This window comes from Thermococcus celer Vu 13 = JCM 8558, assembly GCF_002214365.1.
GTDB lineage: Archaea > Methanobacteriota_B > Thermococci > Thermococcales > Thermococcaceae > Thermococcus > Thermococcus celer.
In genome coordinates this window covers 1,366,731-1,381,372 of sequence record NZ_CP014854.1, presented here as the reverse complement: position 1 = coordinate 1,381,372, position 14,642 = coordinate 1,366,731, and the positions used below count along the sequence as shown (strand labels likewise).

The window sequence follows — 14,642 nt, the reverse complement described above, 5'->3', positions numbered from 1 at the left end:
TCCGGGGAGAATAGGATAACGGGTGAAAAGGGATGAACTGGAAGCTCCCGGTACTCGGCCTGGTGCTGGTGGTCATGGTATGGCTGGGCTACGTGATTTACGCCGTCGTAACGGCCAGCCCAACGGTTCACGCCAGCTGGGGCTACGTTGACGAGAACACCACCGAGTTATGGGTTAACGCAAAGCTGGACAAACCCCTGCTGGTTCCGGTGGAGGTGGACAACCTCAGTCTGAGCCTCGCGGGAATCCCCGTGGCCAGGGTCGCGAGGTTCGACTACAGTGCGACGAGACCGGATATAAGCATGGCGATAGCGATAGACAACCGGAAACTCATCCGCGCCCTCGTGGCCTACATGAACAACGGCCAGAGAGGGGAACTCGGGATTCACCTCGGGGGAAAGTTCCTCTGGGTGATACCCGTTAACCTCGACCAGAAGGAGGAGGTGAGCGAGGACATCCTTTCCCACCTGAACTTCACCACGGAGAGCAAAGAGCTCGCCGGCGGGCTCGTTAAAACCCCCGCTCTGGTGGGGACGAAATTTGAGTGGGTCGGGGAGAGAAACGGTGAGGCAGTTCTCATAGCCCACATGAAGCTCTACAACCCCAACGGCTTCCCGGTCCCGGTGGGAAAGGTGAGCTTCGATGCCTACGCCAACGGAGTCAGGATAGGCCAGGGAAAGAGCCTCAAAACGGTGGTTATCCCGGCCAGAGGTTACGCAACCGTGAACGTCGAGACTCTCATCGACGAAAACGCCCTCCCAGGCGTCTGGGAGGCCCACGTGAAGAACGGGGAGATCAGCAGGTTAAAGGTCAACCTGTACCTGGACATAACCGCACTCGGGAGGGACTACCACATAAAGCTGATAAGCCGCGAGGAGACGCTGGAGACGGACATCATAGGCACCATAAACGGCATGCTCGAGAACCTCTCCCTCGGATGAAGGTTTTTAAGTCCCCTCTCTCTTCTGTTTTCGGTGAGAGAAATGAACGTCAGGGAGATCCACGAGTTTCTCAACGGGATGTGGGAGAGCATCTTCACCCTCAACGAGGAGCTCAGGGAGGAACTTGGGAAGAGGGGGTTTCAGGTTGAGGACGTCGAGGAGGTCTTCGGAGCTTACATCTTCCTCGACGGCGAGTGGAAAGCGATGAGGTACCCCCACCCGGCCTTCGAGATAAAGCCCCAGATGGAGGCCGGCGCGACGCCGGAAAGCTACTACCTCGTCGTGGCCGTTCCGAGGGAGAGGGTAAACGAGAACTTCGTCGGCCTGTTCCTCGAGATATTCCCGAGGAGCTTTATATACGGGGCGAGCGATTTCCTGAGCGACGTCTACAACTGGAGGCGCGACGGACGGGTTTCCCCCACGGAGGTTCTCGAGAGGATTGAGAAGAGCGACGAAAACCTCTTCCAGTTCGAGGCCAACTTCGGAAGCGCGGAGGCGTTGAAGCGGGGGATCCTCAGGGTGATAGACCTCGGGGAGCGCTTCGGTATCTTCGACCTCTGAGGTGGGGCTATGAGCTACGAGGAAGCCTTCCCGGCGGAGCTGAGGGAGTACTATCAAAGGCTCTTCGGGGGAGAGGCGGAGGAGATAATGGCGTCCCTCAGAACGCCGGTGGAGAAGTACTACATAAGGGTGAACACCCTCAAGACGAGCCGTTCGAAGCTCATGGGCATCCTCAGGCGGGAGGGCCTCAGGCCAAAGCGAAGTCCCCACCTCAAGGAGGGGATCTACTTCGAGCGCGAGGGGCCGAACTTCCCGGACGACTACGAGCCCCACCTGCCCGTGGTGAGGGCCAACAAGTTCGCGAGCGAGAGCGTTTACCAGGGGGCGATGCTCTACGCTCCCGGCGTCCTCCAGGCGGATAAAAGGATAAAGCCCGGCGACGAGGTGGAGATAAGGGACCCACGGGGGCTTCTCGTCGGGATCGGGATCGCGAGGATGAGCGCAAAGGAGATGGTGGTCTCGACGAGGGGTCTGGCGGTGGAGGTTACCCTGCCCAAGTTCAAACTCCCGAGCCTGAGCGAGCTCGAGAGCTTTAAGAAGGGCCTCTTCTACGCCCAGAGCCTGCCTTCCATGGTCGTCGCCCGCGTCCTCGAGCCGAGCGAGGAGGAGTTGATAATCGACATGGCCGCCGCGCCGGGGGGAAAGACGAGCCACATCGCCCAGCTGATGGAGAACCGGGGCGAGATAATAGCGATGGACAAGTCAAGGAACAGGCTGGGGAAGATGGAGGAGGAACTCAGGAGACTCGGAGTGAAGAACGTTAGGCTCGTCCGCATGGACTCGCGAAAGCTTCCGGAACTGGGAATCGAGGCCGATAAGATACTCCTTGACGCACCGTGCACCGCGCTGGGGATAAGGCCCAAGCTATGGGAGAGCAGAACCCCGAGGGAGGTGGAGGCGACGGCGCGCTACCAGAGGCACTTCATCAACGCCGCGATAAAGTCCCTGAGGAGGGGAGGGGTTCTGGTCTACTCCACCTGCACGCTCAGCTACGAGGAGAACGAGGGTAACGTGCGGTACATCCTCGGGAAAGGTTTAAAGCTCGAGGAGCAGAGCCTCTTCATCGGGTCGAGCGGCATAGGCATCGAAGGGGTCCAGAGGTTCTATCCCAACAGGCACCTAACGCAGGGGTTCTTCATAGCCAGGTTCAGGAAGGTGTAGCCATGGACTGGAGGAAGTACTCCATCTTGGGCATCGGCCTGCTCATAATCCTGCTGCTCCTGTGGTGGGCCGGGGTAGGCGAGGTGCTTGGGATACTCAGGAAATCAAGGCTCGAATACTTCCTGCTGGCTGTTCTGGCCTACGTTCTGGCCGTGATCATCTGGGCCCTCCGCTGGCGAGTTCTGCTGAAGAGCCTCGGCATCGACGCCCCGATGAAGACGATAGTCGGCGGCCTCTTCGTTGGGATCTTCGTGAACAACGTCACGCCCGGAGCGAGGGGTGGGGGAGAGCCGGTCAGGATGTACTACATATCCAAGAGAACGGGCCAGCCCTACGGCCACGTCTTCGCGACCGTAACCATGGACAGGATAATGGACCTCATCCCGGTTGTGGTGATGCTCCTCCTCGCGACGGTTCACGTTTACAGGCTCGGCTCACTCACCCTAACCCTGACGATATTCCTCCTGGACGTGTTCTTCGCCGCGGTGGTGCTGGCCACCGTTGGGATCCTCCTGAGCGAGAGGAAAACCAAGGGTATCCTGTACTGGTTCTACCGCAGGTTCCAGAGGATAATGCCTGGAAAGGCGCTGAAGTACGAGGAAAAGTTCATCAGGGCCGTCGAAGTCGACGTGCCCCGCTTCCAGGAGAACTTCAAGCTCCTCATGAAGCACAGGTCGGCCTTTCTCATCGCCCTCCTCTACTCCTTCCTCTTCTGGTTCCTCGTTCTGCTTCGCTCCTACTTCATATTCCTCAGCATAAACCGGTCGATAACCCTCCCTGACGTCATGGTGGTGCAGACGATAGGGATAGTGGTCGGGATGTTCTCCCTCATACCCGGCGGGGCCGGGTTGATAGAGGCCATAAACTCCACCGTTTACGTTCTCCTCGGCATAAACAAGGACGCGGCCGTAACCGCGACGCTCCTCGAGAGGCTTATCTCCTACTGGGCCCCCACAGCAATAGGTGCGGTCGTCACCGCCCACTTCGGCGTGAGGGTTAGGGCCGGGAGGCAATCGAACGGAAAGGGAAAGGTATAAATCCCTCCTCCGGCATCATCTAAGTTAACACCGCGCACGGGGGAAGCTACGGACATGAGGTTTGGGATAGTTGCCCGGAGGGATAGGGAAGCGGCTTTGAAGCTGGCCTACCGCGTCTACGATTTCCTCAGGGTCAGCGGATACGAGGTGGTTGTGGACAGCGAGACCTACGAGCACCTCTCCGAGTTCAGAGAGGAGGACGTCCGTCCGCTCGAGGATTTCGACGTGGACTTCATAATCGCGATAGGCGGGGACGGTACGATACTGAGGATAGAGCACAGGACGAGGAAGGAGATACCGATCCTCGGGATAAACATGGGCACCCTCGGGTTTCTAACGGAGGTGGAGCCCCACGAGACGTTCTTCGCCCTCACCAAACTCCTGGGGGGGGAGTACCACATAGACGAGCGCATAAAGCTCAGGACTTACATCAACGGGGAGAGCACCGTCCCGGACGCGCTCAACGAGGTGGCGGTTCTAACGGGAATCCCGGGGAAGATAATCCACCTTAAGTATTACATAGACGGGGGCCTGGCCGACGAGATACGGGCGGATGGATTGATAATATCAACGCCGACAGGTTCGACGGGCTACGCGATGAGCGCGGGCGGGCCCTTCGTCGATCCGAGGCTGGACGTTGTTGTCATAGCCCCCCTCGCACCGATAGCGCTCAGTTCGAGGCCGATGATAGTGCCCGCGGGGAGCACGGTGGACGTGAGGAACATGGCCGCCAACAGGGAGATAATCCTCGCCATCGACGGGCAGTTCTACATCCATCTCGAGCCGGAGACGGAGATAACCGTGAAGCTCTCCCCCAGGAAGGCGAGGTTCGTGCGCTTCACGGACGAGGTTTATCCGAAGTACACCCAGAAGATCAAGGGGAAGTTCTGAGGAGTTCCCTCAGAGATTTTACCGGGGTGAACTCCCTCCTCAGAAGCGACATCTGCCTCTCGTCTATGGTGGACTCATCAACCAGTAGAAGGACGGTTGAACCCGTTTCGATCGCGTAGTCCTTGAGCGTTGAGAGGAACCGGAAAACGGACTGGAAGTCGTTGTAGAGGACGAGGACCTCGAGGCAGTCTATCACGACGAGCTTCCCGCCGCTCCGGAAGAACTTCACCGCACCATCCAGAATAACGTGAAGCTTCGTCGGGCCGACACCGTTTTCAGCCGCCTGCGTCACCCAGAGGGTTCTAACGTTTTCGGGGGCTCCCTCATACCTCCACGGGCTCCTTGTGACGACCATCGCGGGAATCTCCGCCTTTTTCAGGAACTCCAGGATCTCACCCAAGTTATCACCGAGGTACATAAAACCGCCCGGAACCAGCTCCCCCCCGAAAGCCTCTCCAGAGGGTACCGGGAAGATCCGCTTCTCAACGTTCCCGATGTAGTTTATAACCCCGTATGTCACCCCGATTATGGAAAAGAAGTAGAGAGTTTCTTCAATGTAGAACAGCACGCTCTGGTTTCCAATGAAATCGTCGACTACGTCAATCACCCTCCCTATGAAGGCCAGAAGGAGCGAGAGCGTCGTTATTGTTATGAACCTGCTGAGAGCCCCCTCGTAGCGGTTGACCCGCTTGAGGCCGTAGAAAGCCGCGTAGCCGATGACGGCAAGCAGGATTAGATCGGCGATGAACACCGGCAGAGAAACCGTCAGCTCCATACGACCTCCACCTCGTCCGTTCTGAACTTCTGCTTGACAACGGTATCCTCTATCCTGAAGCGGACGCCCCCGCGGTACATCCTCAAACCGGTGTAGGCTATCATCGCACCGTTGTCCCTGCAGAGGTCGTAGGGCGGAACGAAAAACTCAGCTCCCCTGTCCTCGGCCATTATCCGAAGCATCTCCCTCAGCCTGTTGTTGGCGGCGACGCCACCGACAAGGACGACCTCGTCTTTCCCAGTATGAGCTAAGGCCCTCTCCGTCACCTCAACGAGGGCCGCGAAGGCCGTCTCCTGGAAGGAGTAGGCGAGGTCCTCGACGCGGTACTTCCCGGTCCTGTACTTCCTGACCGCCTCCGTGAGTATTCCGGAGAAGCTGAGGTCCATCCCCTTCACCGCGTAGGGGAGCTCAACGTAGCGTTCCCCCTTTTGAGCGAGTTTCTCTATCCTGGGCCCGCCGGGAAAGCCTATGCCGAGTTCCCTCGCGAAGGTGTCTATCGCGTTGCCTATGCCGATATCGAGCGTCTCGCCGAAGACGCGGTAGCGGCCGCCCTCGAGGGCCAAGACCTGGGTGTTACCCCCGCTCACGTAGAGGCCGACGGGATCCCTAACGCCGAACATCTTGGTTACCTCGACGTGGGCTATGCAGTGGTTTACCCCGACTATGGGCTTGCCGTGTTTTATCGCGAGCGCCCGAGCGGCGGTGGCGACCACCCTCAACGCGGGACCGAGGCCGGGCCCCTGGGAGAACGCTATGACGTCAACGTCATCCATGGTTATTCCGGCTGTTTCCAGGGCTTTCCTCAGAAGGGGCTTGAGGAGACGGGCGTGGTGCTCCGCGGCCTCCTTCGGGTGTATGCCCCCTTTCTCGGTGGTGAGGGTGTGGAATACGTTGGCCAGGACTTTCTCTTCCGTGACGATACCTATGCCGAGCGTGTGGGCGGTTCCCTCTATTCCCAAGGCTATCATCGACAATCGCCAGGGGGTTAAGGAAAGGGTATAAAAACCTGACGGATGTAGAGCCATAAAAATTCACGAGCGCAGGGACAGCCAGTGAAGGGCCCTTGCGGCCCTCTCCGGCGTCGGGAAGTTCTTGATTCCCTCCTTCTCAAGGAGCTCAACGCCGTCCCTCACGAGCTCTCCCGCCATGAAGTTGACGATGACGGGTTTGTTGCAGTTCGCGTCAAGAATGGCCCTCGCCACCTCCCGGCTCGGGACGAATATGGGCGGCACGCAGATGACCAGGAGAGAATCGACGTTCTCATCTTTGCAGACCGTCTCGATGGTTCTCTTATAGCGCTCGTAGTCGGCATCCGCTATGAGGTCTATCGGATTTTTCACGGAACACTGGGGTGGGAGGAAAGAGCGGAGCTCCCCTACGGTTTTCTCGCTTAGCCCCGCCATCTCCAGGCCGAGCTTCTCGAGCCTGTCCGTCGCGAGGACACCGGGCCCGCCGGAGTTCGTGATGACCGCGACCCTCCTTCCCGCCTTGGGGTACATCTCGAAGGCCTTCGCCGCGTCGAAGAGCTCCTCCATCTCCTCGACCTCTATCGCCCCCGCCTGCCTGAAGGCCGCCCGGTAGATCTCGTAGCTCCCAGCGAGCGAGCCCGTGTGAGAGGCCGCGGCTTTAGCACCGCTAACGCTCTTTCCGGCCTTGAGGACGATGACCGGTTTCTTCCGGGAGGCGTAGCGAAGGGCATTCAGAAAGCGCCTCCCGTCCCTAACCCCCTCGACGTAGAGGGCTATGGCCTTTGTGTTTTCATCGTCCGCGAAGTACTCCAGGAAGTCGCTCTCGTTCAGGTCCGCGGCGTTCCCGTAGGAGACGAAGGCCGAGAAGCCTATCCCCTCCTCGTTGCCCATCGCGAGGGCCGCCCCGCCGAAGGCCCCGCTCTGGCTTATCAGTGCCAGCCCGCCAGGCTTAACGCGGACCTCGAAGGAGCCGAAGAACCTCGCGTGGACCCCGAAGATCCCGGCGCAGTTCGGTCCGATTATCCTAACTTTGTGCTTCTTAGCCTTCTCAATCAGCTCGCGCTCGAGTTCATCGTTCCCGACCTCGGAGAAGCCGGCGCTTATGACGACGGCGCCCTTGATCAGCGGACCGATTTCGTCTATCAGGGAGGGAACGAACCTCGCGGGAACGGCGATTATCGCGAGGTCGACGGCTTCATCGAGCCTATCGCGGACTTCGAAGGTTTTTCCGGCGACCTCGACGGTCCCGCCCCTCGGGTTGACCGCTATTATCTTCCCCTCGAAGCCACCCTCCACGATGTTCCTGAGGATCTCACGGGCTATCGCTCCCTCCCTGAAGGAGCCAAAGAGGGCGACGCTGGAGGGATAAAAGAAGAAGTCCATTCATTCACCTCCCCCGTCGGGTTCCTCGGAACCCCCGTTTCCTTCCGTTTCGGGTTCGGTTTTGGATGACGGGTTCTCGCCGGAGGTTTCGGGCCCCTTACCGGCCCGTTTTTTCCACAGAATAGCAACGGCCGCTATCACGAGCACGGCGGCCACTCCACCGGCGTAGAGTTTAAGCCTCGATTTCTTCTCCTTGACGGTTATTATCAGGGTGTTGTCGGGCGCGAGGACGTACTCGCCTCCCCTAACGGAGACGTTGTCAAACCTCCCCGGGAGCCTCACCACCGCCTTCCATATCCTTTCGGAGGACGTCTCCTGGTAGGCGACCTCGGGCCTGGCAACCCCGATGATGACGAGGGAACCGTTCCCCTCCCTGGCGTCCATGCTGATAACGTTCATCGTGGCCCTAAAGCTCGCGAGTAGCCGGCTTGTTATCGAGGGGGTAGCGCTGGCGCCGGTGAACGTTGCGTTGAACTGGACGTAACCCTCGTCTGGGTCGTAAACGAGAGAAATCTCCTTCCTCGTCGAGTTGAGGAACTCCGCGTAGGAGAGCACCCGGGTTCCGGTGGAAGTGGAGTTGTTGGCGTAGAGCTCTATCAGCGGGATGAAGTACCCACCGTTCCACACGGCGACTCCATCGCTCAGATCGTCCGGGACGGGGGCCAGGTTCTTTATCCCGTAACCCCGGGGCAGAATCAGCGTGAGCCTGTCCCAGGTGTACCTGAAGACGTGGCCTTTGTAGACGAAATCGAGGGGGCCGCTCAGCGGACACCTGAGAACGTCCCCGTCGCTGATGAGGAAGTTTGTGAGGTAGAAGGTCACAACCGCGGACCAGTTGTTGAGGACCTCTACGGGGCCCCCGGGGGGAAGGTATATCGTGCCGCTCACGTTGGCGGCGTTGAACCTCCTCTTGATGTTGTCCCTCATGTTGTCGTAGATTAACTGCTTCACGAAGTCCCCGAACTCCTCCCTGGCCTTCGTGCTGTTGTTGGCTGCCAGGTACTGGAAGTAGGCCCGCTGGCCGGGGTCCTTTAGAACGGCGTGTATCTGGAATAGCCCCATCCACGTGGACGCGTTCTCGACGTTAACCGGGCTCACCCTGATGGTCATGTCGATCATGAAAAGGGACTGGGGCTTGTCCGCCGCGCTGGCTTCGCTGAGGAGCGGGGTGAGAAGAAGGATAACGATTACCATAGCCATTAACCGCCTCATTCAACCACCTCCATCGAAATCTCCCCGACGAATAAAAAAGCTTATTGGTTCATCCACAAAGTTCCTTCCATGAGAAAAAGGTACAGGAAGGTGGTCGTTGGCGGAACCTTCGACAGGCTCCACCTCGGCCACAAGGCCCTGCTGAGGAAGGCCTTCGAGGTCGGGGAGTACGTCTACGTCGGTCTAACATCGGACGAGATGATACGGGACAAGCCCTACGCCGACAGAATCCTGCCCTACAAGATCCGCCTCAGGGACCTCCTCAAGTTCTTCGAGGTGAACGGCTACTCGAACTACCGGGTCATCAAGATACACACCGCGATAGGCTTCGCCGACGGGATGAAAGGCCTCGAGGCGATAGTCGTCAGCGAGGAGACCTACAAGGGCGCGCTCATCGTCAACAGGGCGAGGGTGGAGAAGGGGCTTAAACCACTCGAGATAGTCAAGATAGGCCTCGTTAAGAGCGCCATCGGCCCCAAAATCAGCTCTTCCCTGATAAGGGCCGGCCTGATAGACCCCCTCGGGAACCCGAGGAAAAGACCTACTAGGGAACATCCCTCCGGTGTCCGCCCCCATGGCATATCTTCCTTCAAAGGTTGGGATAAGTGAGAGCAAGAAAATGTAAAATAATCCATTCAAATTTAAACCTCCAAATCAAACTTCTTCAAGCTTCTTTTTTACTTCTTCAGTGTTTTTTCTTGTCTCCTCAAGAACATTTCTTAAATTGTTAAGCTCTACCTTAAGATCATTCATAGTCTTGTTCATGCTCCAGAAGGCAAAAACAACTATCGCGAGAAGTATAAGCCCTAAAACAATTGAAACCCATCCGCTTGGCGTTACACCATAAGGTGCCATCTTTCACTCCTCCTTTAAGTTTTTTATAAGCTCATTATCTATGATAATCCTAAAAGGCTTTGCCCTATAATACTTTTTAGCTCTTGGATCATTTGGTTCTAAGCGAAGCTCACTCTCTATTAAGCCTGCTTTTTCAAGTTTTCTTAAATGGAGATATAAAAGCTGACGGGAGATGTTTAAAGTTTTGGCTAACTCATAAACGTACCATTCTTTTTCAACGAGCATCTTTAGTATCCTGATACGCACCGGGGAACTCAACGCCCCTGTGATGGTTGAGAGCTCTTTTATTGTTTTCACCATGTCTATCACTTACATAAGGCAGCTGTTAATTATATAGATAAAGAGTCGTTGGAGGAAAATAAAAAGTTTTCTAAGCACGTAAGAGGACAGCAATTCAAAATTTTGAACTTTTTTAATTTACTAATTCACACCTCTTCAAGCATCTCCACTATTTCCTTACTCTCTCGATTAAGCTCAACAATTTTTGGTCTAATTTCATTGATTTCTTCTTTTATTTCATTGATACTTTGTCTCAAATGCCAAAAGGATACCAAAAACACAACTAACAATATTAGCCAAAAGATCATTAGTAAATACTCGGCTTTTGCGAATCATCCATAGGCAGGAGAAAAATAAGGTCCGGGCATGGTTAGCCCTCCTTAGCTTTTAATATAGCTTCTTCAAGGATGTATTTGAAATCTCCTCTTGCATATCCATTGTTTGCCATGACAACCTCAAGAAGTTCGTTCTTTGACGCTTTAATACCATAGTCTTTCTCTAAGATTTCTATTAGTTTATCAGCTGAAATATTGTATGCTTGAGCAAGTTCTTCTATCGTGAATGTTTCTAACATGCTTCCCGTGATCTCTACCTCTTCTGCCGTGTTGGATACTGTTTCATATTCACTCGATGTGTAATAATCGCTTTCACTTTCTAGGCTTTTTAGTGAATATATTACCGCCCCCCCCTATGAATAAGAGGCTAACTATGGCTATTCCAAGGACATTTTTAACGTTTATCTTGTTTGTTTTTCTGTTTTTTATCATGCCCCTAAGCAGGCAAATCATTGCGTTCCAGTTCACAAACAAATGTATTGCAACTAACACTATCATAGCAAAGCCAAAATACACATGTAAAGCGTTCCAAACATCTTTGTTTAGCCCTAGGAAAGTCCACTTTGTAATCTCTGCTATTTTGCCACTTGGTGCTAAGTAAAGGGCTATTCCTGATAGTGCTTCTATTATGAAATCGATGGTTAGCAATAAATCTAAAATTGGTCTTACCCATCTGGGAACCCTCATTCAGTCGCCTCCTTCACTGACTTTCATATCATCACACTTACTTAAAAGATTGGAAAAAGGGAAATCACTTTATTAGGAAGAATCCAACTATCTGACCCTCATAGCCTAGGAAGACCTTAATGCCCATCTGTGTCTCAAAGGCTTTGTAGATGCTCAGCTCACTGAGGTTGTAGTCGCCAACTACTTTTCCAATGTATTGCCCATCATAGACGAGCCTCTGAATTGTGAGACCTCTTGGGTTGGTGAACTCTTCAATTGTTACTTGGCTCAAAATTTCTTCAGCTTTTTCACTAATCTCCTCTATGCTGACTTCTTCAAGATTTTGTCCCATAGCTCCTAAGCCCATAAATTGGGGCTTTCCTCTTTCTCCATGGTGTCCATATCCTTTCATTTCCATAGCTTGGGCAGGCATCATTTCTCTATTGATTTCTGGGTTTGGTCCAGGTTCCCCTTGGTATGCTGCTACTGCTCCAAACACTAAACCAAACAGACCCAAAGCCAACAATCCTATTCCAAACAACTTTTTCCACATGTTTCTTCACCTCTTCATATGTAAGTTCAATATTACATATGTGCTTGTACTTTATAAATGTTTCGGTCCGGAAGGGTCCTGGAGTAGAGGGCGTCAGGATAGTCGATGTGGTGGCGTGTGGTTAGATATAATCATGAGGGTGGCTTGGAGAGGGGGCCAAGAAGGGGAACCTTCAAGTGGGAAGGAGCTTATATCCCACGATCCATTCAACACGCAAAAGGATTTAAGGGCCGGGCGTTAACTCACCCTCGGTGATACGGATGTCGAAGCTGAAGGAGCCGATAATAGCGATTAACTTCAAGACCTACGCCCAGGCCACGGGCGATGGAGCGCTGAGGATAGCGAAGGCCGCCGAGAAGGTGTGGAAGGAGACGGGGATAACCATCGTCGTCGCCCCCCAGCTCGCCGACCTCTACAGGGTGGCCCAGGAGGTTGAGATCCCGGTCTTCGCCCAGCACATCGACCCGATAACGCCGGGGAGCCACACCGGCCACGTTCTGCCGGAGGCGGTCAAGGAGGCCGGAGCGGTTGGAACTCTCCTCAACCACTCGGAGAACAGGATGGTCTTGGCCAACCTCGAGGCGGCGATAAGGAGGGCCGAGGAAGTAGGGCTGATGACGATGGTCTGCTCCAACAACCCGGCCGTCAGCGCCGCGGTCGCCGCCCTCGGGCCGGACTACGTCGCGGTCGAGCCGCCGGAACTCATAGGAACGGGAATCCCCGTCAGCAAGGCGAAGCCCGAGGTCATAACTGACACGGTCGAGCTCGTCAGGAGGGTGAACCCGGACGTCAAGGTCCTCACCGGGGCCGGCATCTCCACGGGGGAGGACGTCAAGAAAGCGTTGGAGCTCGGGAGCGTCGGCGTTCTCCTCGCCAGCGGCGTGACGAAGGCGAAGGACCCGGAGAAGGCGATAAGGGACCTGGTTTCTCTGATAGTTTGAGGGGTTTTCCTTTGTCTTTGTCCTGGAGTTTTCCACCCTATCTCATTTATGTATATGGGCATGGAGTTTGTGCTGGGTTCTGCCAAGGTGAAACTCCACGGAGGCCCTCCCGTAGGGTACCCCTCATTTCTTCTTATGGTGATTGATTTTTAAATCCAACCTCCTCCAGCCCTGAGGGGTAAGGTTTGAAAAAGAAAAATGTCAATAACACGTTGCTACAATGTCAATGAACTGACCTTCTTCGGTGCAATCACTTGCATGGTTTTCTGTCTACCCGCATAAGATAATTGTCCATTAAGAGCAAAACTCTAAGCAAATGAACGTAACTAAATTTCAATAATATCCTTTTTATCTTATCCGAAACACTTATTATTCCCAATTCAAGATGATATTAAAGGTGGATGGAAATGGTGAAAATAAAACAAGGGGACATAATTCACGCTCCGTTTCTCTCTGAAAAACTAAAAGTTATTACAACTATGCCAGTAGGAGATAATGTAGTTATCTTGGGTAAATACATCAATTCTAAGAACCTCGCGGAAGTCGTCATCACGCCAGACATGTTAACGAAAATAACTGTTATTAAGAACCTCCTGGATTTTCAAGCCGATCCCCATTGAGAGTGAGAGGTACATAGAAGTCAAAGCACGTGCCCATTTGGGGGATGTAGAACTAACGTACAACGAATGGATTGCTGCAAGAAGACTTGGGGATAAATACTGGCTCTATATCGTGGCGAATGTCCGTGAGAACCCCACTCTCTACGTAATCCAAAACCCTGCAGAGAACCTAAAGCCAGTGGAGCACAGAGAGATCAAATATCTCATCCCCATCGAGGAATGGAAGAACAAGGGGGAGAAAGTTGAGTTTTGATTTTCCGTCATGTGGTTAATGTTGAAGAACGAAATGATGGAGGTGAAAATGATGGACATGCTTTCGATATTGTTACTCCTTTTAGTGATAGTCCTGTTGGTGCTGCTGCTGAAGTCAAAGGCAGAAACGAAGAAACTTCAAGAGGCCCTCGTGGACATGGATAAAAAGTTAACAGAGCTTCAAGCCAAGAATTCGGCGATAGCCACCGAGCAAGCCCAAAAAATGTTCAACGAATGGAGAACAAAGGAACTGGAAGAACAGAAGAAGTTGATATTTCAGAGCTTGGAGAGTCAGTACAAAGCGAGATTCCAGGAATGGAGGCAGAAAGAGGAGGAGAAAATAAGAAAGGACGCAATCTCCCGCTCAACGGCCACGATACTCGGGCGCATCGGCGAACAACTCGCACCGCTGCTCTTCTTCACGAACTATGGCATCAACTCCAAAGAAGTAAGGTTCCTCGGCCAGCCGGTGGACTTCATCGCCTTCAAGGGGCTCGAGGAAGGAAAAGTGGAGGAGATAGTGTTCATCGAGGTCAAGAGCGGCAGGACCAAAAATCTAACGCCAAGGGAAAGGGCGATAAAACGGGCTGTTGAGGAGAAAAGGGTCTCGTGGATAACCTTCCACATCCCTTCTGAGGTTCAGAAGATGGAGAAGCGCGTCATGTAGGGGGCGGCCACAACGGCGGCATCACTCCCGAGGAAATCGAAAGCCAGAACTTACGGGAGTGAAGAGCCTACCCGCGCTTTATTCTATCTTTTAGGCCTTGCCAGGATTTTAACGGGCCATGACGTTTCCCCACCGCCTGTCACTCGAACAATCCCCTGTACCTCTCGAACTCGTCCCAAGTGGCCAGATCTTCCCTATCCACGAACAGCCTGCCGTCTTCGTCCTTGTAGAGGGGCATGCGGACGGGCATCACGGCGATGACGTCCTTCGTTACGAGGTACAGCCTCCTCGACTCCGGGATCTCCCCGCCGTCCTTTGCTTCCCGTATCCTCCTGACCACGCGCAACCAGTCGAGGCTTCCCGGGACGTAGTACTCGTAGGGTGTAATCCCCTTCATCGTTCTCACCATTCTATCTTTCCACTTTGTTCTATTTAAGATTTCTCATCGACCGGATTGAGCAGATAGAAGACACCAGGGGGCCAAACGAAGGGGACAAGCTGGAAACAAAGAAGGGCCACCCGGGTTTATTTCCCGTTAAAAGTCC

Annotated in this window: 20 protein-coding genes; 10 read left to right on the top strand and 10 right to left on the bottom strand. The window is 54.3% G+C overall.

What is annotated here, in order from left to right; genetic code table 11:
* Positions 1-32: 32 nt before the first annotated feature.
* The 5 genes from A3L02_RS07600 to A3L02_RS07580 are packed head-to-tail and all read left to right on the top strand — an operon-like array spanning position 33 to position 4,591.
* Positions 33-941, top strand: coding sequence for an LEA type 2 family protein (locus A3L02_RS07600; RefSeq protein WP_088863345.1), 909 nt, complete (start codon positions 33-35; stop codon positions 939-941).
* Positions 942-983: 42 nt separating this feature from the next.
* Positions 984-1,502 (top strand): DUF3201 domain-containing protein, encoded by a 519-nt coding sequence (locus A3L02_RS07595; RefSeq protein WP_088863344.1) that lies wholly within the window; start codon positions 984-986, stop codon positions 1,500-1,502.
* A 9-nt stretch (positions 1,503-1,511) separates the two neighbouring features.
* A complete protein-coding gene (locus A3L02_RS07590) occupies positions 1,512-2,663 on the top strand; it encodes an RsmB/NOP family class I SAM-dependent RNA methyltransferase (protein WP_088863343.1) in 1,152 nt (383 codons plus the stop codon).
* Between the two features lie 2 nt (positions 2,664-2,665).
* Positions 2,666-3,700, top strand: coding sequence for a lysylphosphatidylglycerol synthase transmembrane domain-containing protein (locus A3L02_RS07585; RefSeq protein WP_088863342.1), 1,035 nt, complete (start codon positions 2,666-2,668; stop codon positions 3,698-3,700).
* Between the two features lie 54 nt (positions 3,701-3,754).
* On the top strand, positions 3,755-4,591 hold the full coding sequence (locus tag A3L02_RS07580) for an NAD(+) kinase (protein WP_088863341.1): 837 nt from the start codon (positions 3,755-3,757) through the stop codon (positions 4,589-4,591).
* On the opposite strand, the gene A3L02_RS07575 is transcribed toward A3L02_RS07580, so the two are convergent.
* The 4 genes from A3L02_RS07575 to A3L02_RS07560 form a co-directional block, all read right to left on the bottom strand.
* Positions 4,575-5,366 carry a DUF835 domain-containing protein gene (locus tag A3L02_RS07575; RefSeq protein ID WP_088863340.1) on the bottom strand — a complete coding sequence of 264 codons (792 nt, stop codon included), beginning with the start codon at positions 5,364-5,366 and terminating at the stop codon, positions 4,575-4,577. The genes A3L02_RS07580 and A3L02_RS07575 overlap by 17 nt on opposite strands.
* Complete coding sequence (locus A3L02_RS07570) at positions 5,357-6,334, bottom strand: bifunctional N(6)-L-threonylcarbamoyladenine synthase/serine/threonine protein kinase (protein ID WP_088863339.1); 978 nt, start codon at positions 6,332-6,334, stop codon at positions 5,357-5,359. Before A3L02_RS07570 ends, A3L02_RS07575 begins: the two co-directional genes overlap by 10 nt.
* A gap of 63 nt (positions 6,335-6,397) precedes the next feature.
* Positions 6,398-7,717, bottom strand: a complete 1,320-nt coding sequence (locus A3L02_RS07565; RefSeq protein ID WP_088863338.1) for an acetate--CoA ligase family protein — start codon at positions 7,715-7,717, stop codon at positions 6,398-6,400.
* Positions 7,718-8,929 (bottom strand): hypothetical protein, encoded by a 1,212-nt coding sequence (locus A3L02_RS07560; RefSeq protein ID WP_088863337.1) that lies wholly within the window; start codon positions 8,927-8,929, stop codon positions 7,718-7,720.
* A gap of 69 nt (positions 8,930-8,998) precedes the next feature.
* On the opposite strand from A3L02_RS07560, the gene coaD reads away from it, so the two are divergent.
* Positions 8,999-9,538 (top strand): phosphopantetheine adenylyltransferase, encoded by a 540-nt coding sequence (coaD, locus tag A3L02_RS07555; protein WP_088863336.1) that lies wholly within the window; start codon positions 8,999-9,001, stop codon positions 9,536-9,538.
* A 45-nt stretch (positions 9,539-9,583) separates the two neighbouring features.
* On the opposite strand, the gene A3L02_RS07550 is transcribed toward coaD, so the two are convergent.
* From A3L02_RS07550 to A3L02_RS07530, 5 genes are all read right to left on the bottom strand, one after another.
* Positions 9,584-9,784, bottom strand: coding sequence for a hypothetical protein (locus tag A3L02_RS07550; RefSeq protein WP_054834049.1), 201 nt, complete (start codon positions 9,782-9,784; stop codon positions 9,584-9,586).
* 3 nt (positions 9,785-9,787) lie between these two features.
* Positions 9,788-10,084: an ArsR/SmtB family transcription factor gene (locus A3L02_RS07545; RefSeq protein ID WP_088863335.1), complete on the bottom strand. Its 297-nt coding sequence runs from the start codon at positions 10,082-10,084 to the stop codon at positions 9,788-9,790.
* A gap of 349 nt (positions 10,085-10,433) precedes the next feature.
* Positions 10,434-10,637 carry a translation initiation factor IF-2 N-terminal domain-containing protein gene (locus A3L02_RS07540; protein WP_054834051.1) on the bottom strand — a complete coding sequence of 68 codons (204 nt, stop codon included), beginning with the start codon at positions 10,635-10,637 and terminating at the stop codon, positions 10,434-10,436.
* Between the two features lie 73 nt (positions 10,638-10,710).
* Complete coding sequence (locus A3L02_RS07535) at positions 10,711-11,085, bottom strand: DUF4405 domain-containing protein (RefSeq protein WP_088863334.1); 375 nt, start codon at positions 11,083-11,085, stop codon at positions 10,711-10,713.
* 64 nt (positions 11,086-11,149) lie between these two features.
* A complete protein-coding gene (locus A3L02_RS07530) occupies positions 11,150-11,617 on the bottom strand; it encodes a hypothetical protein (protein ID WP_088863333.1) in 468 nt (155 codons plus the stop codon).
* A gap of 260 nt (positions 11,618-11,877) precedes the next feature.
* Here A3L02_RS07530 and tpiA point away from each other — a divergent pair, with 260 nt between their 5' ends.
* From tpiA to A3L02_RS07510, 4 genes are all read left to right on the top strand, one after another.
* The gene (gene tpiA / locus A3L02_RS07525; RefSeq protein WP_088863332.1) at positions 11,878-12,558 is read left to right on the top strand and encodes a triose-phosphate isomerase; all 681 of its coding nucleotides are present in this window, start codon (positions 11,878-11,880) and stop codon (positions 12,556-12,558) included.
* Positions 12,559-12,965: 407 nt separating this feature from the next.
* Positions 12,966-13,178, top strand: a complete 213-nt coding sequence (locus tag A3L02_RS07520; RefSeq protein WP_088863331.1) for a hypothetical protein — start codon at positions 12,966-12,968, stop codon at positions 13,176-13,178.
* Positions 13,135-13,431, top strand: a complete 297-nt coding sequence (locus A3L02_RS07515; protein ID WP_088863330.1) for a DUF3883 domain-containing protein — start codon at positions 13,135-13,137, stop codon at positions 13,429-13,431. Before A3L02_RS07520 ends, A3L02_RS07515 begins: the two co-directional genes overlap by 44 nt.
* Positions 13,432-13,479: 48 nt before the next feature.
* Positions 13,480-14,097, top strand: a complete 618-nt coding sequence (locus A3L02_RS07510) for a Holliday junction resolvase-like protein (RefSeq protein WP_237268661.1) — start codon at positions 13,480-13,482, stop codon at positions 14,095-14,097.
* Between the two features lie 139 nt (positions 14,098-14,236).
* Here A3L02_RS07510 and A3L02_RS07505 read toward each other — a convergent pair whose 3' ends face one another.
* Positions 14,237-14,503 carry a hypothetical protein gene (locus tag A3L02_RS07505; protein ID WP_157895752.1) on the bottom strand — a complete coding sequence of 89 codons (267 nt, stop codon included), beginning with the start codon at positions 14,501-14,503 and terminating at the stop codon, positions 14,237-14,239.
* Between the last annotated feature and the right edge of the window lie 139 nt (positions 14,504-14,642).